This window comes from Parasphingomonas zepuensis, from assembly GCF_036663735.1.
Lineage (GTDB): Bacteria > Pseudomonadota > Alphaproteobacteria > Sphingomonadales > Sphingomonadaceae > Sphingomonas.
Genome location: NZ_JAXOJO010000001.1, coordinates 200680 through 221198 on the forward strand (window position 1 = coordinate 200680; position 20519 = coordinate 221198).

A 20519-nucleotide genomic window follows, 5' to 3' on the forward strand; every position below is an offset into this window, starting at 1 on the left:
TACACGGCGAGTCCATATCTGGCGCTTCGCAACCTCCTCTTCGTTGCGAAGGACCCAGATCATGAAGCTCCTCCATGTCGATTCAAGCATTCTCGGCCCCGGATCGGTAAGCCGCCATTTGTCGGCGTCGATCGTCGCCCAGCAGCAGGCGCTGCATCCCGATATCGAGATCGTGCGGCGCGACCTGGCGACCGACCCGGTCGATCACCTGACCGGCCTGCATCTGGCCGCGGCGCAGGGCGCCGTGCCCGAGACCGGCGCGCTGCAGCAGGACGTGGCGGCGGGCCAGGCAGCGCTGGAGGAATTCCTCGCCGCCGATATCGTGGTGGTCGGCGCACCGATGTATAATTTCGGCATCCCCAGCCAGCTCAAGGCATGGATCGACCGGCTCGCGGTCGCGGGCCGCACCTTCCGCTATGGCGCGAACGGCGCCGAAGGCCTGGCCGGCGGCAAGACGGTGATCATCGCCTCCTCGCGCGGCGGCTTCTACGGGGCCGACACCCAGGCGGCGTTCCTCGACCATCAGGAAACCTATCTGCGCGGCGTGTTCGGCTTTTTCGGCGTCACCGACATCCGCTTCATCCGCGCCGAAGGCATCGCCATGGGCGAGGCCCAGCGCCAGCAGGCGATCGACAGCGCCGAGGTGGAAATCAGCAAGCTCGCTGCCTGACGCATGGGAGATCGCTGGCGGGATCGGCCCGCCAGCGGCTCCACGTCCGCAAACTCACGGAAAAGACGCCGGTAAAAGCCCCACGGCCCTTCCCCGCTCTTGCGGCGCAGCCGATCTCCTGCAATAAGTCTGAGTAATTAATGCCGCGCCGAAAGCGGACATGGACTTAGTTTCAGGGGGGATAGTCTGATGAATCGCGCCGTTGCCGCAATGTTGGCCGCCATCGTAACCGGCACCGTCGGCCAGGCTTCGGCCCAGACCGCCGCGCCGGCCCAGACTCCCGCGCCGGCCGCGATCGTGGAGGATTTCAAGCCATCCTCCGTGAACCAGCCGGGCCAGCAATTTCCACAGGTCAATTCGCAGGGCCATGCCCGTTTCCGCATCGTCGCGCCCGAAGCGCAGAGCGTGAAGGTGAGCCTCGGCCTGGGCGGACGCGGCGGCACCGTCCTGACCAAGGCGACGGACGGATCCTGGACGGGCACGACCGAAGGTCCGCTCGACGAGGGATTCCATTATTACCACCTGACCGTGGATGGCGGGACGTTCAACGACCCGGGCACGTTGAACTTCTACGGATCGACGCGCTGGGAAAGCGGCATCGAGATTCCGGCGCATGACGCGGATTTCTATGCGCTGAAGGACGTACCGCATGGCCGGGTGTCCCAGATATTGTTTCCGTCCCCCAGCACCGGCACGCAACGCCGCGCCTTCGTCTACACGCCGCCGGGTTACGAGAAGAACCAGCGCGAGCGCTATCCGGTGCTGTATCTGCAGCATGGCTGGGGCGAGGACGAGACCGCCTGGGCCAACCAGGGCCATGCCAATCTGATCATGGACAACCTGATCGCCGCCGGAAAGGCGCGGCCATTCATCATCGTGATGACATATGGCATGACCAACGAGGTGCGGCCCGGCGGCCTGGCCAGTTTCGACATCAAGCCATTCAGGACCGTCCTGGTCGACGAACTGATCCCCTATATCGACGCCAATTTCCGCACGCTTTCCGACCAGCGCCATCGCGGTATGGCGGGCCTTTCCATGGGCGGTTTCGAAACCAAGCTGATCGCGCCCGCGAACCTCGACACATTCGCCTATATCGGCCTGTTGAGCGGCGGGACCTTCTCGCTCGACGACGTCAACAAGACGCCGGGGTTCAGGGAGAAGGTCAAGCTGACCTTCGTCAGCGCGGGCAGCCGGGAACTGGAAGGCGGTCGCGGTGGCCCTCCGGGCGGGCCGCGCGTTGATCCGCGGGCGAACGCCGAGGCGCTGAAAGGCGCAGGCCTCAACAGCGTCTTCTATGTCTCGCCCAATACGGGGCATGAATTCCTGACCTGGCGGCGGAGCCTGCACGAAATGGCGCCGCTGCTGTTCCGCGACTGAGGTCGCGGCGCACGCCATCGGCACGGCTCCCTAGCCGCGGCCGGCACCGCCGTGCTAGCGCACCGCCAGACTTCGACGCTGCCGGATGGCAGCGCCGATCCTGGGAATTGGTATATGCGTGCGTGTCTTGTTCTGGTTCTGGCAGCGGCAATGCTCACCGGCTGCGGCTCGGGGGCGCCCGATGCGGAGACTGACGTGGGCGACGGCAATAGCGGCATCCCGCCCGCCGCGATTCCCGCCGATCCGTTCCTGGCGCCGCCGCCGAACGCAAACGCGGCCACCGCAATGCGCGATACCGACGGCGCCAACGGCCCCATCCGCTTCAGCTGTACCAACGGCCTGACCGTGATGGTCGATCACGATCTCGCCTGGGATGTGATGCGCCTGACGATCGGGGGGAAGACGTTCGAGCTGCACAACATCCTGTCCGAGACGACGACCAGCAAATACCGGTCGGACACCGGCCGATCGCCCGGCAAGAGCCTGATGTGGTGGAGCGACGGCGATCGGGCGCAACTGATCGAAGGGCCCACGACCGCGCCGCCGGATTCCGCCGAGCAGCAGAGCGCGGCGTGCCGCAAGGCCGGCTGAACGGGGCCCGCCCCGTCAGCCGATCGTCACGTCGATGCTCATCTTCGGATCCCCGGGCATTCCGTTCACCCGGATCGTGACGCCCGACCAGCGATTGCCGGGCATGTTCAGCGGTGGCGTAGTCTCCTTCCCGGCCGCTCTCTTGTCGCCGAGCGGATAGAGATCGGTCTGGTCGCCGCGGTTCGGACTGTTGAAGATCTGCGCCATATCCCGCCGGCCGTCGGCCTGGATCAGCTCGATCGCCAGCCTGTTCTCGTCGTTCACGTTGGTGATCGCCTCATCGACGACATAGATCGCGATCCCCTCATCCGGCAGGAACGCGTCCTGCCCGCCGCGGCGGCGATATTCGACGACGATATATTGCGTCTCCGTCATCACGCCGGGATTGCGGATGACGACTGCGCCGCCGCCTTCCGCCGCCGGCTCCAGCACGATGCCCGGCGTGGTTTGCTCGACCAGTTGAGGCCTGATCCAGCCATGGAACATCCGCAGCATGCCGTTCGGGAAGGTCGGGGTGAGCCCGCCATCGCCCCACGAGCCCGAGGCCATCAGGCAATAGTCGCCAAGGCCGTTCGACCGGAAATTGGCCACGCGGCCGGTGTCGTAATAATCCGCCCAGCGCGCGGCGAGATGACCCCATTCATGGGCGCAGACGCCGACATGGCAATCCTCGGGCACGGTCAGATAGGTGCTGGCGCGCACGCCGTTTCCGATAGGGACCCCATTGTCCGGGATGACCCATTTGTGGCTCCAGATATCGTTGCGGCCGCTGGTCGTCTCGGCGCCGCGGCCGGCATGGATGACGAACAGGGCAGTGATCGTGCCTTCCCCCAGAACGTCATAGCCGCTCAGATCGACGCCGGCGGCGATCGCCGCCTGCACCGCGTCGCGGGCCATGCCCTGCGCGTTTCTCGGGAAATTCCCGTCCATCCCGGAACTGCCATCGGCATAGAAGGAGACCGGGTTCGGCAGGCGGAACCATCCGAACACCTTCCCGGTCACGTCGATCCCGGCGCCGGCGCCGTTCCAGCCGCTCACCTTCCGGTAATAATCGCGCATGCTGCCGGTCGGGAACACCTTGCCGGTGCTGAACAGCATCTGTTCGAAATAGGCGCTGCCGAGATCCTCCTGATGCGTCAGATCGGGGAAATCGACGAGCAGCACCAGCGTCCGCACCTCGCCGTGCAGCTGCGTCGGCGGCCGATCGATCTTCTGGGCGTGAGGATTGAGCGGGCCGGTATCGGTCGCCCCATCGTCGAGCCCGCGATATTTGGCGCCGCGCCGGTTGGAGCGCCAGACCGCGAGATATTGGTCGAACGTCGTTTCCGAAGGCAGCCGCCCTTCGGCGATCAGCGCGAGATAGCGCGCGTGCAGCCGGGAAAGAAGATAGGGCGATGGCGGAACCTGGCAACGGTCCCTGCAACAGGCATCCGCACCAAAGGGAGTCACGGCATGCAGCATCTTTTCCTCCTTCGGGAAAAGGGGAGTGTGCGGCCTTTCGCTGCGGCGCTCGACGCCGCTGCGAAAGGCGATCAGGCGTTCGGGGCGGGGGCGAGCAAGCCGGCAAGGGCGCCGATCGCGGCGGACCCGATGGCGATGATGCCGTCCGGGATCTTGTCGTGGCCGACGATCATCACGATCGCCAATTGAGCGAGGATCACCAGGATCACGCTGGCGCCGAGCACGATCACGGTCGCCTTATAGACGAACGTATCGGGGATCCGCGCATTCTCCACCGCCTCGATCCTGGCGTCGTCCAGCACCTGCTGGACCCGGGCCGGATCGCCCGCGACCGCGAGATCGCCGACGCGCTGCGTCAGCGCCGCGTTGTAGCTCTCGAACAGCTTGTCCGTCATTGTTCGTCCCCTCGGATGAATGCAACCGAGCCCGGGATAATCCGATTTGAGCTGGGCACGCGTGACGGCCGTCACAGCCGCGGGCGATCATTGCATCGAGGAGCGTGCCCGGTGAGGCCGACCGCTGCTCAGGCGCCCGCCGGGCTGTCCGGCGCGGTGATATCGTCGGCGAATTTACGCATCAGCCGCACCAGTTCGGCGATGTCCCGTTCCTCCCAGCTTTCGAAGATCGAGCGGCCCATGCGATCCCGGGCAAGGTCGACGGCGTCCGTCATGGTCTTGCCCCTGGGCGTCACCACCGCTTCGCGGACGCGCCGGTCCGCCGCGCTCGCCTGACGTTCGACCAGGCCCAGGGTTTCCAGCTTGGCGACCTGGCGGCTGACGGTGGTGTAGTCGCGCCCGACCCGGTCGGCGAGATCGACCACCCCGATCGGGCCGCGCCGCTCGATGCCGACCAGCAATGGGAACAGTGCGCCATCGAGCGCGATGCCGGCCTCCCGCACCATGCGCTCGTCGCCCTGGGGGCGGTTCATCACCCCGACAATATCGATCAGCGCCCCGTGCAGAATCCGGATCTGATCCGATATATGTGTATCTTGCACATTTTTTCTTGACGACATGCTGGTCCTCCTAATATGTGCATAATACACACATGGAGGTGGCGATGACAGAGGATTGTACCGACATATTGATCTGCGGAGCCGGCGCGGCCGGGCTCGCGCTGGCGATCGATCTGGCGCGCCGGGGCGTTTCGTTCCGGCTGGTGGAGCAACGCAGCGAACCGTTCAGCGGATCGCGCGGCAAGGGCATCCAGCCGCGCAGCCAGGAGATTTTCGAGGATCTCGGCATCCTCGACCGGCTCGTCGCGGCGGGCGGGCCCTATCCGCCGCAACGCGAATATCGCGACGATGGCAGCCACGCCGAATCCGCCGTGATGGAGCTCACCGATCCGACCCCGGCCGAACCCTATCACATGCCGCTGATGGTGCCGCAGTCCATGACCGAGGCCATCATGCGCGACCGGCTGATCGAGCTGGGGCACCGGCCGGAATTCGGCTGCACGCTGACCGGCTTCGAGCAGGACGCGGCCGGCGTGACCGTGCAGCTGGCCGGCCCGGCGGGCGCGGAGACTCTGCGTGTACGCTATCTCGTCGGCGCGGACGGCGGGCGCAGCTTCGTGCGCCAGGCGCTGGACATCGGCTTTCCGGGCAAGACGCTCGGCGTGCGCGCCATTGCCGCCGATGTCCTGCTGAGCGGGATCGATCACGCGGCCTGGCACCGCTTCAACGGGGATTCGATGGTGCGGCAGATATCCTTCTGCCCGCTCGCCGGGACCGATTTGTTCCAGCTGCAGGCGCCGATCCCGCTCGACGGCGAAGCTGACCTGTCCGTCGCCGGCCTGAATGCGATGGTGCGCGACCGGACCGGCCGCGACGATATCCGTATCGATTCGATCGCCTGGGCATCGGCCTTCACCATGAACGCACGGCTGGCCGATCGGTATCGGGTGGGCCGCGTGTTCCTGGTGGGCGACGCAGCGCATGTCCATCCGCCCACCGGCGGCCAGGGCCTGAACACCAGCATGCAGGATGCCTATAATATCGGCTGGAAGCTGGCGGCGGTGCTGCGCGGTGCGGCGGATGCGCTGCTCGACAGCTATGAGGAGGAACGCCGGCCGATCGCCGCTGGCATGCTCGGCCTGGCGACCAGGCTGCTGGAAGCCAGCGGCCGGGGCGAGATGCGCCGCGGACGCGAGGTGCACCAGCTCGACCTTGGTTATGCCGAGTCGTCGCTGGCGCTGGAACGGCCGGCGCGGACCGGTGGGCTGCTGGCGGGAGACCGCGCGCCGGATGCGCCGGTCCTCGGCGCCGCCGGCCAGCCGAGCCGATTGTTCACGCTGTTCGCCGGCCCGCACTGGACTCTGCTGGGGCGGGACGTCGCGGACGAAGTGCCGGCCCGCCCCGGCCTGCACATCCACGATATCGGCGCGCGCGGCGACCTGGTCGATTGGGACGGGCATGTCGAGCGCGCCTATGCGCTGGCCCCCGGCGGCAGGGTGCTGATCCGCCCGGACGGCTATGTCGGGGCGATTATCGGCGCGGGCGAGAGCGCCACTTTGGAGGCGTATCTGGCGCTGGTGGGACTTGGCCTGGAGCATGAGAGATAGGCGACCCGGGCGGCATTATGGGGCGGCTTGACACTTATATCCGATTCGCGCATAACTAAGATGCGAATTGCATATAAGGTGTCGCGTGGACGAATCGACCTTTCTCCAGGCCTATGATCCAACGGTCTATGAACCGCTTTCAGTGGCGGTCGACCTCGTCCTGATGAGCGTGGTCGATGGGGCGCCCGCCGCCTTGCTGGTGCGGCGTGCGGAACATCCGCATCTCGGCCGCTGGTCCCTGCCGGGCGGGTTCGTGAAGCCGGACGAAAGCCTGGACGACGCCGCGCACCGCGTGCTCGCCACCCGCGCGCATATGGCGGGCGCCTATGTCGAGCAGCTCTACAGCTTCGGCGCGGTCGATCGCGATCCGCGCATGCGCATCGTCAGCATCGCCTATTTTGCGCTGCTGCCGGCCGATCGCTTCGCCGCCGCGCTGAAGGCATCGCCCGATCTCATGCTGGCGCGGATCGCCGTGCCCTGGCCGGGCGAGACTGGCGGGCCGGTGACGGCGCAATCGCCGGACGGCGATCCCCTGCCGCTTGCCTTCGATCATGCCGACATCCTTGGCCTCGCCATGCTGCGGCTGCGCGGCAAGCTCGATTATTCGGCGGTCGCCTTCGCCCTGCTGCCAGAGCTGTTCACGCTGCGCGCGCTGCAGGACGTGCATGAGGCGATCCTGGGCATGCCCCTCAACAAGCCCGGCTTTCGCCGCCGCATGCTCGATCGCGGCTGGCTGGAGGCGACCGGCGCGCGCGAGACCGGCGCATCGTTCCGGCCGGCCGAGCTGTTTCGCTACCGTCCCACCGAACCCACCAATCCCCGGGGAGAATGATCATGGCGTATATTCGGAACTTCGGCTTCTTCGCCCAGCTGCGCAGCGATGCCAGCAACCATGTGATCCGGTATCGCAACGGCCACATGCGGCAGAGCGGGCGCGGGCTGGTCTTCTGGTTCAGGCCCGAAACCGCGAGCCTGGCCGAGCTGCCGATGGACGATCGCGAAATGGCGCTGTTCGTGAAGGGCCGGAGCAAGGATTTCCAGACGGTCGCGGTGCAGGGCACGCTGACCTGGCACGTCACTGATCCCGTCCTGCTGGCGAGCCGGGTGGATTTCACCATCGGGGTGTTCAACGGCGTGCTGAAGGGCGAGCCGATCCAGCAGATCGAAACGCGGCTCGCTGGCCTGGTCAACCAGGCGGCGCTGCAATATCTGGCGCAGGAGCCAGTGCGGGCGCTGCTCGATGCCGGGCCGGAGCCGTTGCGCAAGGCACTGGAAGCGGCGCTGGGCGGCGATCCGGCGCTGGCCGAGATCGGCATCGCGGTCGCCGCGATCCGGCTGACCAACCTCGCGCCCTCCAGCGAGTTGGAACGGGCGTTGCAGACCCCGACCTTCGAGGCGTTGCAGCAAAAGGCCGACGAAGCGACCTTCGAGCGCCGCGCGCTTGCCGTCGACAAGGAACGCGCGATCGCCGAGAACGAACTGGCCAACAAGACCGAGCTGGCCCGGCGCGAGAAGCAGCTGATCGCCGAGGAGACCGGCAATGCGCGCGACCGCGCGACCGGCCTGGCCGAGGCGCAGCAGATCGAGGCGGCGGCCGAGGCCGAGCGGATCCGCACCGTGGAAAGCGCCCGGGCCGAGGCCGAGACCGCGCATATCGCGATCTATCGCGACCTGCCGCCGGGCGTGATGCTTGGCCTGGCCGCGCGCGAACTTGCGGGCAAACTCGACACGATCGAGCATCTGAACGTCACGCCGGACCTGCTCGCGACGCTGATGGGCGAGTTCCGCCGCGAGGCGACCGCGCTGCCCGCGCCGCAGCCCGCCGCCTGAGGCCGGGGCGATGTCGACGATCACGCCCCGCGCCGTCTTCGTCACGCGCGAGACCGATTACGAGCTGCTGCTCGCGCGCCACGCGACGCGCGAGCAGGCGCGCTTCTTCCTGAAGACGCGCGGGCAGCGACTGGAGGATCTCGAAGCGCGTCACGACCAGCTCCACGCGGCGCTGCGCGCGGCGCGCGCGGCGGTGCCGGACACCTGGCGGCAGGCGCTGGTGCAGCGCGCCGATCTCGACCGCTTTCTGTTCGGGCCGGAGGATGCGGTGGTCGCGGTCGGGCAGGACGGGCTGGTCGCCAATGTGGCGAAATATCTGACCGGCCAGCCGGTGTTCGGGATCAACCCGGCGCCGGACCTGTATGACGGGGTGCTGGTGCGCGTGCCGATCGGGCGGCTCGGCCGGTTGTTGCCGGCCGGAATCGCGGGCGGTGCGGCCGCCGAACACCGCACGATGGTCGAGGCAGCGCTCGATACGGGCGAGAAGCTGCTGGCGCTCAACGAGATCTTCGTCGGGCATCGCAGCCACCAGTCGGCGCGCTACAGCCTGGCGGCGGAGGACGGGCGCGAGGACCAGTCGTCGAGCGGGCTGATCGTCGCCTCGGGCACGGGCGCGACCGGCTGGGCCCGATCGATCATGGAAGCGACGCACCAGCCGTTCGCAATCGGCGTCGAGGAGCGCGCGGTCGCCTATTTCGTGCGCGAGCCCTTTCCCAGCGTCTCGACTGGCACCGCGCTCCGCGCCGGCCGGCTGAGCGCTGCGCCGCTCGCGGTCACGTCGCGGATGAACGACGGCGGGGTGATCTTCGCCGACGGGATCGAGCAGGACTTCCTCGCCTTCGACTGGGGCCGGCTGGTGACGATCGGCCCGGCGGAACGGTCGCTCAACCTGATTACCGGCTGAGCGGCGCCGAACCGGGCCGGGGCGGCAACCGGAAATAGAGCGCGTATTTGAGGCTTTCGGCGATCCGCGCCGCCTTGTCCTGCAGCGCCGCCGCCTTTGGCGCCGACAGCATCTCCGCCGTGACCGCCGCCCAGAGCGCGAGCCAGCGATCGAACATCACCGGCGTGATCGTCGCGAGATGCTTCAGATGGGCGGCCACGGGATTGCCCTTGTAGCGGCCCGTGGTGAGCATAACCGACGACCAGAAGGCGACCAGCCGCCCGAGATGATCCTCCCAGTCGTCGATCGCCGATTCGAACACCGGGCCGATCAGCGCGTCCTGCCGCACCCGCGCGTAGAAGGCGGGCACGAGCCGCGCGAGATCGGCTTCGGTCGGGGTCACGATATTGTCCATCGCACCGCCTTGCCGCACCGGGCGCACCGGGATCATACGTAATATCCCGTATAGGGCCGGAGCGGCCATGCCTCTCGCGTCGGCCGGGAAAATATGCGACGATGGCTCAGCTCAGAGAAGAGGGCCGCCGGATGACAGTTGCGCGAAACCTGCCATCGCCACCGGGCTCACCGCTTTCCGCCAACGGCCGGCAATGATCCCGGCGATCATCACTTTCGCCATCATCGCGGTGCTGACCAGCGGCGTTGCCCTGATACTGCCGATCGTCCGGGATAACCTGGGACGATCGAGACGGCGACGGCGATCCAAAGGTAGGAAGAGAACCCACGCACCCCGGGCGCGGCTGGATATCGTCGGCGATCCGGAAAGCCGGGATCAATCCGGCATGGTCGCGAACACCGTCAGCCCCGGCGGCAGGACGACCCATTCGGGGCGGTCGCGATCGAACAGGGCGATGGACGGGCTGAACGAGGAAGGATCGTCGAGCGATCCGGCATAGATGGTGTGCGACGCGTCCTGGCCGACCACGCCGCCGAACACGAGGCTGCCGCATGAAGGGCAGCGATTGCGCACTGCCTCCCCACCGCGAAACGCCGTCGAGCGGACCTGCACCGTCGCGCCGGTGAAGCGCAAAGCGGTCGCGGGAAAGCCCATGAACGGGATGAAGCCCGAGCCCGAGGCCCGGCGGCAATCGGCGCAGCAGCAATAGCCGGCATAATCGGGCGCGCGATCGGCGGCGTAGCGCACTGCGCCGCAGAGGCAGCCGCCAGTGATGAGCGCATCCGGCATGGCGGCAGTTTACGGGCGGGATATGGCCGGGGCAAGCCAAGGCGGCATTGGGTGACTCGCCTGATCAATCACCTCTTCCCGTTCGCCCTGAGCGTGTCGAAGGGCCGTTCTCTCTTCCGCGGAAAGAGAAGAGCGGGCTTCGACACGCTCAGGGCGAACGGGGTTGGTGGATCGACCCGATCCAAGGCATGCTAGCGCATCAACCCCGCGGCGCGGAGCGCGTCCTCGATCACCTTCTTCACGCCCGACGCATCGGCCTGGACCGGGATCGGCCGGGGCCGGGCGGCAGCGCGCAGGGGTGGCGTGGCGGGCTTGGCGCGGGCGGCGGGCGCGGTGGCGGTGGCGGGCGCGACCTTGGCGGCGGGTGCTTTGCGCGTCTTCACTGCCCCGGCGATGCCCCAGAAGCTGGCGATGTGCCCGGTCGAGCAGACGCCGACATCGAGCATGTGCGGCATGGCCGCGCCGCAGCCCGACACGTCCGGGGCGACCGGGGTGCCGTGGCCCATGCCGGCGATGGCATGCGCTTCGATGACGGGCCGGCCGGCCTTGTCCTGCCACACGCGGCGCTGATGACGGCCCTCCACCTCGCTGTGCGAAGGCGCGGTGCCGAGGCCGTGGAGCGGCAGCCACTGTGCCACGATATCCTCCATGTTGGAGACGGCGACCGTGTGGTCGGCCGTGCCATGCCAGACAGACAGCGCCGGCCAGGCACCGTCATGGTCCGAGGCGCGGCGGACGCGATCGGCCAGTTCGGGCCCTGCCGGGCCGCCATGACCGCGCATGCGATCGAACGCCTGGGGGATGGTCGTGGCCGAGCCATAAGGCAGGCCAGCGACGATCGCCCCGCCGGCGAACAGCTCCGGCCGGGTGGCGAGCATCACCGCCGTCATCGCGCCGCCGGCCGACAGGCCGGTGACGAACACGCGCGCCGAATCGAGATCATGCTCGGCCAGCATCTGCGCGACCATCGCCGCGATCGATTCGGCCTCGCCGCCCTCGCGGGCGATATCCTCCGGCACGAACCAGTTGAAGCACAGGTTCGGGTTGTTCGAACGCTGCTGCTCCGGATAGAGCAAAGCGAAGCCGTGGCGATCGGCCAAAGTCGACCAGCCCGAGCCATGATCATAGCCGGCCGCATCCTGCGTACAGCCATGCAGCACCACGACCAGCGCGGCGCCGGGCTTGAGGTTCGCGGGCAGATATTGGCGCGCGCGGAGCTGGCCCGGATTGGGACCGGTAAAGGCCATGTCGGCGAGGCGATCTCGGCCGACACGGACGGGCGCGGCGCCGGGATGGGCGGCGGCGAGCCGCTTGATGGTGTCGGAAAGCGTACGCATGAAATCGGGTCCCCCGGGGGGCGGACGAATCGTCCGCACGTTACCAACGGCTCATAGCGACTATTGTTGCTGCAGTGCACAATAAACCTTGCCGGCACGTTACGGGATATGGCTGGCGATCCGATTTACCGTTCGGTGGCCGATGGGAGACCACTCCGGAAAATCGGACACCACCACCCTGCTCAGCGCGCGACTTCCACCCCATCGATTTCCGGTCCGTTCGGCGGCATCTGATAGCCATGCCGGGTCATGCTCGCCTGCGGCATCTGAACGCAGGGCACGCAATCGGGCCAGTAATTGTCCGGCACGCGGCCGCTCACCGGATTGCGGTAGTGAAACCACATCGGCAGGATGCCCGGCCAGGTGATCGTCTTGCCGGTGCCGCCGCGGAACCCCTCCTCGCGACGGCCGAGCGCAGTGATCGGGATATCGGGCGGGTATTTGCGGAACAGCGCGCTCGGGCTCGGTGCAGTGCCCTCTTTCGGGTCCTTCGCCGCGGACCAGCCGGTTTTCCAGTCGACCGAGAAGAAATAGGGCTCGTCGATGGTCAGGCTCCACAGCCGCCAGATGCCGTCCTCCAGCACGAACTGGTCGTTGGGATACATGCCGCCGTGGAAACCCGCGGCGTAGAATTGCCCTGCCCTGCTCGGTTCCTTCGACGTGCGCGGCTGGAACAGGCGCGTGCGCAGATTGGCCGAGCGGGCATCGTGCGAGACATGAATCACCGGCTGGGTGCGCCAGTGATAGGAAATGCCCGGGCGCGTCTCCGGCGGCGGCCCCCAGGTGGCGTTGACCGCCCCCATGATCCGGTCGCGCCCGAGATAATAGCCGACGAAGGGCGACTGCTTGTTGCCCTTGACGGCGAAGATCGCGCCCATCTGCGGCCACTGAAAATCGTCGATATAGAGCCCATAGGCTGACGAGACGTTCTCGACGGCATCATAGGCGAGCGAGCGCTGCAGGCGGCGGCGCGCATCGGCCAGCGTGGAGGCGGCGGGCGCGTGGATCGCCGCACGTGAGGCTGCAGGCGCAGGGCCGAGCAACGCAGGAACCTGGACGCGCCGCGTGCCCTTGCCCCAGCCAACATAATAGTCCGCGCGGAGCAGGGGGACGACGCGCAGCTCGCTGAGCTTCCACAGGCCGTCTTGCTTGACGAAGCGATTGCGGAAGACGCTGATCTCCCACTCGGCCGTGCCCTTGTCGGCATCGCCGAGCATGCCGAGCTCAATGCCCCTGCTCTCCGCTTCGCGCCCGCCGGGCAGCACGCGCACGATCGTGTCGAACAGCGGGCGATCGTTGAGTTCGCCGTGCCGCAGCCCGGCCGGCCCCATGCGCGCCAGCGCACGTCGCACGCCGGCCTGCCCGCGCTGGGTGCCGGACGCGCCGATCTCCGCCACGGCATCGGGCGCGAAGAGATCGACGACATCGTCCCACATCTTGCGATCGACATAATAGCCATAGGCGTTCTGGACGTTGCGGACTGCGTCCTCGTCATTGAGGGCGAGGATGCGGCGCTGGATTTCGGCCAGGCTGGCGCCGGTCTTCCGCGCCGGGCCCGAAGCCGGGGGCACCGGAACGCCCGTCTGGTCGGGGGTGATGCGATAGGGGACCACGGGCAGGTCCCGCCCGCCGATATTGGTCCAGCCCTCGGCATAGCCACCCTCGAACTGGGGGAAATAGCGGGCGGTGGCGATCCGCCAGCCGCGCGGGCCGCGGACATAATCATTCTCGTAAACGCCGCCTTCGATGCGCGCATTGCCCTGGCCGTCGCCCAGCAGCGACAGGCTCATCCAGCGCCCCTGCGCACTGGTGCCGTCGGCCGAGAGCGTCACGAGCGGCTCGTCGATCAGCTCCGTCGCGAGCGTGCCGGGCCGCCCGCCATGTCCGCGCTGACCGAGCCAGGCGGCGATGGCGCCCTGCCCCGCGATGCGCTTGCCGCCCCACTCGATCCGCCCGCCCGTCACGAACAGCGCCGCCATGTCGCGCCACTGCCCGGCCTGTCCATATTGGGCATAGGCACGCTGCAGGTCCTTCACCGCGCGCAGCGATTCGACACGCTGGACGTCGCGCGCCAGGCGATCGACGCTGTCCGCCGCTGGCGTGCCGGGGCGATCGATGGGCGCCGGCACCGGGCGCTGCGAGGGACTGGCGCCGGCCAGCATCACCACCAACGGGGCCAGCGCCCATTTGCGCATCTGCGCCATCATCCTCACCCCTTTTTCGTTGCCCGGCAGCTTCACGCAGCGCGGCGCGCGATGGCAAGGCCCGACGAAGGGCAGTGCCGTTTTCGACATGACATTCGGCCCCATTGGACAAGTGCCTTCTTCCGATCCCGGCCAGAGGGGATGCGGGCAGCAAATCGATTCGCCGGGCAATAACCCGACAAGAAATCGGCAGCTGAACCCGAAAATGGGGAGAGGGGCTATGACAGGCTTGAGCCAATTGGCTGGCGCAGTGCGTGCCGAAACGTCGCACGCGTGTGCTCATTCCGGGGCGGAGCGCCCTGGCACATCATCATTCGCATTTCTAAGCAGGGCATTGTTGGCGTCGGCATCGATGCTGATCATGCTGCCCGCGGCGCAGGCCCAAACGCCCGCCCAGGCCCAGGCAGCGGAAGAACCCGCGCGGGACGGCATCGAAGACATCGTCGTTACGGCGACGCGGCAATCGACCAACCTGCAGGACACGCCGATCGCCATCACCGCGGTCACCTCCGACGCGCTGCAGGAACGCGGCATCACCAATATCGCGGATCTCACCTCGGTCGTGCCGAACGCGCAGTTCCGCCGCGTGCAGGGCGCCTTCGGCCCCGGCGTCTCCGCCTTCATCCGCGGCATCGGATCGGGCGACACCAGCCTGGCGGGCGAGCCGGCGGTCGCCTTCTATATCGACGACGTCTATTATCCGCTGCTGCTCGGCGCGAATTTCGATCTGCTCGACATCGATCATATCGAAGTGCTGCGCGGGCCGCAGGGCACGCTGTTCGGCCGCAACTCGCTGGCCGGAGCGGTCAACGTCGTCGGCAAGCAGCCATCGGCGACAGAAACATCGGCCTATGCCGAGTTCACCGTCGGCACGCGCAACCGCACCGATCTGCGCGCCGGCTTCAACCTGCCGATCGGCGAAAACGCCGCGATCATGGTGTCGGGCCTGTCGAAGGAGCGCCGGGGCTATCAGCGCCGCCTCGATTTCACCTGCGAGATGAATCGCCGCGGGACGCCAGCGCTTGCCGGGACCTTCCCGATCGGCAATCCGCTGCAGGCGGGCACGCCCAATTTCAAGGCGGACGATTGCACGGTCGGCTATCTCGGCGGCGAGGATGTGCGCGCGGTGCGCGGCAGCTTCATGTGGCAGCCGGCGCCCGGCGTTAAGCTGACGCTCAACGCCGATTATATCCGCGACACCTCGGAGAATGCGGCCGACACGGTGGTCGATGTCGATCCGGCCCGCGCCAACAACAATATCAAGACGGCGGCGGCCTATTACGGCCTGGTGGTGGACAGCCGATTCATCACCGGCGATCCCTTCACCACCTATGTCAGCTATGCCGATCCGATCCCGGCGGGCACGATCATCCCGACCAACACCTATTATAATGGCACCACGGTAAACGGCCGCCCGACCCGTGGCGGATCGGTCATCCCGCCGCACAACAACCTCACCAACTGGGGCCTGTCGGGCAAGCTCAACTGGGATCTGGGCAATGATATCGATCTCACCACGGTGCTCGGCTACCGTGTGCTCGACGAGATCCACACCTTCGACACCGACGGCATGCCGATCGCGGTCGAGCATGTCATCAACGATATCCGGCAGAGCTATTTCACGGCCGAGATGCGCCTGTCCGGCAAATCGGCGCTGATCGACTGGGTGGTCGGCGGCTTCTATTTCGATGCGGCGGGCGTGCAGCACGCCAACATCATCTCGCCCAGTTCGGGCGGCCAGCGCACGATCTTCACCACCTATGATCCGACCAGCAAGGCCGTGTTCGCCAATGCCACGGTCCGCCCGTTCGGCGAGCGGCTCGGGATCGTGGTCGGCGCGCGCTATTCTGACGACAAGAAGGTGGTGAAGTTCACCAACCTGGCCGACATCACCCCCGTCGCCTCCGACATCCGGTTCAACGTGACGCCGGAACAGCAGAAGTTCAGCTGGAAGGCGGGCGTCAATTTCCAGGCGACCAGCCGGGTGCTCGTCTATGCGTTGGCCGCGACGGGCAATTCGCTGCCGGGCTATAATCCGCGCCCGCTGCAACCATCGCAAGTCACCCAGTTCGACGGCAATGACAGCGTCGCCTATGAACTGGGCGCGAAGCTCGATCTGTTCGATCGCCGGGTGCGCCTGAATGCCGCCGCCTTCTACACCGATTTCAAGAACCGCCCGTCCTCGATCGGCGGTGCCGAAGCGCAGCTGACTCAGCAATCGCAGCCGCTGGCGGGCAACCAGGTGCTCATTCCGCTGCCGGGCGGTCCGCCGGGCTCGACTCAGTGCGGCACGGCCACCGTGCCTGCAGGCACCGGCATCGTCTGCATCGGCCGCACCTATTATCGCAACCTGCCGGCAACGGTGCGCGGCGCGGAGCTTGAATATACGATCAACCCGATCGACCGGCTGGTCGTCAACGGATCGGTCGGCTGGTCGAAATTCATGGCGGACGATATCAGGGCGCGCGCGGTCAACCGCCGCCAGTTCAATCCGTTCTGGACCGCCAATGCCGGCGTCCAGTACGAGATCCTGGCCGATGCGATCGGCGGATCGATCACCCCGCGGCTCGACTGGACCTACGAATCGAGCCAGGTGGTCAGCGGCACATCGACCAAATACAACCACCTGATGCCCGCGCGATCGCTGTTCAACGGGCGCATCGCCTATGCCAACACCGATCATGATTTTACGATCGCGGCCGGCGTCACCAACCTGTTCAACAAGGTCTATTATCGCAACGTGTTCGATTACCAGGGCATCGGCTTCCCGCAGACCGATGCGCAGCCGGCGCCGCGCCGCGAATGGTATCTGACGCTCGGGAAGCGGTTCTAAGGGGGCCGTTGGGCGGCCGGCACCGTTATAACCATAACGGTTGAAAGTCCCGTCGGGACGCCGCCGCCCAAATTGCCCCGATCGACCGGCTCGCCTACACTCCGGCGGCGCCGACCTGCACCACGGGGTCCCGCTTGTTCCGGGGGATTCCTATGCGCAAGCCGTTCAACCCGATCGAAGCCGCCATGCTGAAGGCGCTGACCGAGGCGCTGTTCCACGGCAGCGAGATGGTCATCACGGCCGACCAAGTGGTCGACAATCTCCAGCGCCAGTTCGCCCTGTTCCACGGCAACAAGCCGCGCGAGATCGCACTGTCGCTATGGCTTTTGTGCTTCGTGCTGGGCGGCCCGATCTTCCTGATCGCCGGCCCCGCCTGGCGCGCGCGGCGGGTCGAGCGGCGGCTGGGCCGATCGAGCAACAACCTCATGCAGGATCTCGCCCGCATCCGGGGCGTCATCTATGCCGGCTATTACGGCCATTGGGAGGGCGTCGACCAGAACGACAACCGGGCCAACCCGGTGCTCGCGCAGATCGGCTTCACCCTGCCCGCCCATCGCACCCGCGGGGCCGGTGAAGTCCCGATCGGCCTGTTCGACGGGCGAGACCTGCGCCATGACGATTTCGTCGGCGAAGACGATGTGCCGGAGAGCGCCGGCGTGATCGTCATCGGATCCGGCGCGGGCGGCGCGGTGGCAGCGGCGACGCTCGCCGCGCAGGGGCATGACGTGCTGGTGATCGAGGCGGGGCCGCATTACCCGTCCAGCCGCATCACCCATGAGGAAGCGCGCATGACCGCGCGGCTGTTCGTCGACGGCGGGCTGCAGAACACGCGCGATCACGACATCGTCGTGTTCCAGGGGCGCTGCGTCGGCGGATCGACCGTGATCAACAACGGCATCTGCCTGCGGGTGCAGCAGCCCGGCCTGGTCCATGCCGGCGCGGACAATGTCTTTGCGCGCTGGGCCTCGCTCGGCGCGCCGGTCGCCGAAGCGCGCTTCGGCCTCGCTTATGAAGCGGTCGAGCGCCGGCTGGGCGTCGAGCCGGTCGGCCCCGGGACCGGGCGCAACAATGGCACGCATCTGCTGCGCGGCTGGGCCGCTTATGCCGCCGCGACCGGCGATCCGCACGACGCGGCCGCGCCGGCGACGTGGTTCAGCAAGAATTACGGCCCCCGCAGCATCGGCGCCGACTGCGCCTATTGCGGCTATTGCAACACCGGCTGCCCCTACGGGCGCAAGCAGGGCACGGCGCAATCCTTCCTGATCGATGCCCGGCGCGACGGCGCGCGCATCCTGGCCGAGGCCGAGGTGAGCCGGATTCGCTGGAAGGACGAGCGCGACGGTGCCGGGCGGCGCATCGCCGAGGGCGTTGAACTGGTGCTGGAGGACGGCCGCAAGCGCTTCGTGCGCGCGACCAGCGGCGTGGTCGTCGCGGCGGGGGCGATCGCCTCCAGCCGCATCCTCGATCGTAGCGGGATCGAGGGCACGGGCACCGACATGTCGCTGAACGTCTCCTGCCCGGTCGTCGCGCGCATGCCGGGCGACACGCCGCTCAATGCGTGGGACGAGGACCAGATGACGACCTATGTCGATCGCGGCGACTTCCTGCTCGAATCGCATTTCCAGCCACCGATGAGCATGTCGACGCTGATGCCCGGCTGGTTCGGCGACCATGCCCGGCGGATGCGCAATTATGGCCGGCTCGCCTCGGCCGGCGTGCTGATTCCGGCCGACCGGTGCGGACGCCTCATCAAGGGCGGGCTGCATTTCAAACTGCGCCGCGACGTCGAGCTGCCGCTGCTGCGGCGCGCGCTGGCGACCTTGGCGCGGGTGCATTTCGCGGCCGGCGCGGCCGAGGTCTATCCAGCGCTCGCGCGCGGCCAGGCGCTCCGTCCCGACCAGGATGTCGACCGTTTCTTCGACGATGCGATCCACGAGGCCGACGACGTCACCCTGGCGAGCTCGCACCCGCAAGGGGGCAATGGCCGCAACGCCGATCCCGCCCGGGGCGTGGTCGATCTCGAATGCCGCGTCCATGGCACCAGCAACGTGATCGTCACCGATGCCAGCACCTTCACCAGCTGCATCCGCGTCAACGCGCAGCTGACCACGATGGCGATGGCGCGCTACGCGACGGCCGGCCGGAATCCCTTCGCCGTAATGTGACGGGCGGCCTGCACAATCACGCCCGCGCGGCGCGCACGACATCGACCGCATAGACCGCCAGCCCGGCCCAGATCAGCGCAAAGGCAGCGAGATCGTGCGGCCGCAGATGCTCGCCGAACACCAGGATCGCGAGCAGGAATTGCAGCGTCGGCGCGATATATTGGAGCAGGCCGAGCGCGGTATAGGGCATGCGCCGGGCCGCCGCGGCGAACAGCAGCAGCGGCGCCGCGGTGAGCGCGCCGACAATGATCAGCAGCACATCGGTGCTCACGCCCTGATGGCCGAAGGCGCCGGTGCCATCGGCCTGAGTCATCAGCACCAGCACGAGCGCGAAGGGCGCGAGCAGCAGGGTTTCGATCAACAATCCGCCCAGCGCGTCGATCGCCGCGACCTTGCGCAGCAGGCCGTAGAATCCGAAGGTCAAGGCGAGTTCGAGCGAAATCCAGATGCTGCCGCCGTTCGACACCGCCATGATCGCCACGCCGACCGCCGCCAGCGCGATCGCCGCGCCCTGGATGCGGCGCACCCGCTCACCCAGCACCACCACGCCGAGCACGACATTGACCAGCGGATTGATGAAATAGCCAAGGCTCGCATCGAGCACATGCCCGTTCTGCACCGCCCAGATATAGACGAGCCAGTTGGCGCCAATGAGCAGAGCCGTGGCGGTCAACAGCAGCAGCGTACGGCGGGTCACCGCGGCGATGATGGCCGGCAGGCGCCGGAACAGCACCGCGACGACGACCAGCAGGAACGCCGACCACAGCACGCGGTGCGCGAGGATCTGCGCCGCCGGCACATGCTCGAGCAGCCTGAGATATAGCGGCAGCAAGCCCCACAAAGTGTAGGCGGCGATACCGAGGAACACGCCGGTCCGGGCCGGCGGCGACGCAGGGGAAGATGGGGAATCAGTCACGCGGCTGGCCGTTAGCGTGGAAACGGGAAGGCGGCTCACACAATTCCGCTTTGTCGCGCAGAAGGGTTCCCTCACCGAACTCCCGTGTCAGAGCGCTTCGGGCCCGCAATATTCCGGAGTAGGCTGCACCGGGCGAATCGGGTAGCGGGCACCGCGCGGGTGCCAGCCACGAGGCCGCACGACCGCTGAAACGAGGATTGTGATGAACTCTCTATCGCGCGCCGGGTTCGGCTCGGCCGCCGTAACCACTCTTGCCCCGCAGCGCCGGCGCCCGGCGCCGCTTGACCGCGCCGAAGCCGATCTGGCCGCCAGGCTGATCGAAGCGCTGATCGTGGCCGACGCGCTGGGCCTGACCGAGGTCGGCATCAGGCTCGATCAGGCGCTGGTCGAGCTTACCGGGCTCGGTTTTCCGATCGACGGCGTCGAACTGGACGCACCGGGGCACTGAACGCTCGCCGGCTGTAGAATAAGAGCCGGTCAGGC

Annotated in this window: 18 protein-coding genes; 10 read left to right on the plus strand and 8 right to left on the minus strand. The window is 67.4% G+C overall.

Features of this window, described 5'->3' with window-relative positions; genetic code table 11:
- The first annotated feature begins 61 nt into the window (after window positions 1-61).
- The 3 genes from U1769_RS00960 to U1769_RS00970 all read left to right on the plus strand — a co-directional run bounded on the left by U1769_RS00960 (window position 62) and on the right by U1769_RS00970 (window position 2641).
- Complete coding sequence (locus tag U1769_RS00960; protein WP_332710903.1) at window positions 62-670, plus strand: FMN-dependent NADH-azoreductase; 609 nt, start codon at window positions 62-64, stop codon at window positions 668-670.
- Between the two features lie 189 nt (window positions 671-859).
- Window positions 860-2050, plus strand: coding sequence for an alpha/beta hydrolase-fold protein (locus tag U1769_RS00965; protein ID WP_332710904.1), 1191 nt, complete (start codon window positions 860-862; stop codon window positions 2048-2050).
- A gap of 114 nt (window positions 2051-2164) precedes the next feature.
- Entirely contained in the window at window positions 2165-2641 is a 477-nt protein-coding gene (locus tag U1769_RS00970) for a hypothetical protein (RefSeq protein ID WP_332710906.1), read from the plus strand.
- A gap of 15 nt (window positions 2642-2656) precedes the next feature.
- On the opposite strand, the gene U1769_RS00975 is transcribed toward U1769_RS00970, so the two are convergent.
- The 3 genes from U1769_RS00975 to U1769_RS00985 form a co-directional block, all read right to left on the minus strand.
- Window positions 2657-4102: a M6 family metalloprotease domain-containing protein gene (locus U1769_RS00975; RefSeq protein WP_332710907.1), complete on the minus strand. Its 1446-nt coding sequence runs from the start codon at window positions 4100-4102 to the stop codon at window positions 2657-2659.
- Window positions 4103-4173: 71 nt separating this feature from the next.
- The gene (locus tag U1769_RS00980) at window positions 4174-4497 is read right to left on the minus strand and encodes a hypothetical protein (protein ID WP_332710909.1); all 324 of its coding nucleotides are present in this window, start codon (window positions 4495-4497) and stop codon (window positions 4174-4176) included.
- A 128-nt stretch (window positions 4498-4625) separates the two neighbouring features.
- Window positions 4626-5030, minus strand: a complete 405-nt coding sequence (locus U1769_RS00985; RefSeq protein ID WP_332710911.1) for a MarR family winged helix-turn-helix transcriptional regulator — start codon at window positions 5028-5030, stop codon at window positions 4626-4628.
- A 131-nt stretch (window positions 5031-5161) separates the two neighbouring features.
- Between U1769_RS00985 and U1769_RS00990 the strand changes: the two genes are divergently transcribed.
- The 4 genes from U1769_RS00990 (at window position 5162) to U1769_RS01005 (ending at window position 9398) form a co-directional block, all read left to right on the plus strand.
- Window positions 5162-6664 (plus strand): FAD-dependent oxidoreductase, encoded by a 1503-nt coding sequence (locus U1769_RS00990; protein ID WP_332710913.1) that lies wholly within the window; start codon window positions 5162-5164, stop codon window positions 6662-6664.
- Between the two features lie 85 nt (window positions 6665-6749).
- The gene (locus U1769_RS00995) at window positions 6750-7496 is read left to right on the plus strand and encodes an NUDIX hydrolase (RefSeq protein WP_332710914.1); all 747 of its coding nucleotides are present in this window, start codon (window positions 6750-6752) and stop codon (window positions 7494-7496) included.
- Window positions 7497-7498: 2 nt separating this feature from the next.
- Window positions 7499-8494, plus strand: a complete 996-nt coding sequence (locus U1769_RS01000; RefSeq protein WP_332710916.1) for an SPFH domain-containing protein — start codon at window positions 7499-7501, stop codon at window positions 8492-8494.
- Window positions 8495-8504: 10 nt separating this feature from the next.
- Entirely contained in the window at window positions 8505-9398 is an 894-nt protein-coding gene (locus tag U1769_RS01005; RefSeq protein ID WP_332710918.1) for a hypothetical protein, read from the plus strand.
- Here the strand turns inward: U1769_RS01005 and U1769_RS01010 are convergent.
- The 4 genes from U1769_RS01010 to U1769_RS01025 all read right to left on the minus strand — a co-directional run bounded on the left by U1769_RS01010 (window position 9388) and on the right by U1769_RS01025 (window position 14212).
- Entirely contained in the window at window positions 9388-9792 is a 405-nt protein-coding gene (locus tag U1769_RS01010; RefSeq protein WP_332713568.1) for a group III truncated hemoglobin, read from the minus strand. The genes U1769_RS01005 and U1769_RS01010 overlap by 11 nt on opposite strands.
- Before the next feature lie 375 nt (window positions 9793-10167).
- Window positions 10168-10581 carry a GFA family protein gene (locus tag U1769_RS01015; protein ID WP_332710920.1) on the minus strand — a complete coding sequence of 138 codons (414 nt, stop codon included), beginning with the start codon at window positions 10579-10581 and terminating at the stop codon, window positions 10168-10170.
- 191 nt (window positions 10582-10772) lie between these two features.
- Window positions 10773-11918 carry an extracellular catalytic domain type 1 short-chain-length polyhydroxyalkanoate depolymerase gene (locus U1769_RS01020; protein WP_332710921.1) on the minus strand — a complete coding sequence of 382 codons (1146 nt, stop codon included), beginning with the start codon at window positions 11916-11918 and terminating at the stop codon, window positions 10773-10775.
- A 182-nt stretch (window positions 11919-12100) separates the two neighbouring features.
- Complete coding sequence (locus tag U1769_RS01025; RefSeq protein ID WP_332710923.1) at window positions 12101-14212, minus strand: nuclear transport factor 2 family protein; 2112 nt, start codon at window positions 14210-14212, stop codon at window positions 12101-12103.
- A 247-nt stretch (window positions 14213-14459) separates the two neighbouring features.
- Between U1769_RS01025 and U1769_RS01030 the strand changes: the two genes are divergently transcribed.
- Entirely contained in the window at window positions 14460-16955 is a 2496-nt protein-coding gene (locus tag U1769_RS01030; RefSeq protein WP_332710925.1) for a TonB-dependent receptor, read from the plus strand.
- 152 nt (window positions 16956-17107) lie between these two features.
- A complete protein-coding gene (locus U1769_RS01035; protein ID WP_332710927.1) occupies window positions 17108-19120 on the plus strand; it encodes a GMC family oxidoreductase N-terminal domain-containing protein in 2013 nt (670 codons plus the stop codon).
- Between the two features lie 16 nt (window positions 19121-19136).
- Here U1769_RS01035 and rarD read toward each other — a convergent pair whose 3' ends face one another.
- On the minus strand, window positions 19137-20036 hold the full coding sequence (rarD, locus tag U1769_RS01040; protein WP_332710928.1) for an EamA family transporter RarD: 900 nt from the start codon (window positions 20034-20036) through the stop codon (window positions 19137-19139).
- Between the two features lie 202 nt (window positions 20037-20238).
- Between rarD and U1769_RS01045 the strand changes: the two genes are divergently transcribed.
- A complete protein-coding gene (locus tag U1769_RS01045) occupies window positions 20239-20484 on the plus strand; it encodes a hypothetical protein (RefSeq protein ID WP_332710930.1) in 246 nt (81 codons plus the stop codon).
- Window positions 20485-20519: the final 35 nt, after the last annotated feature.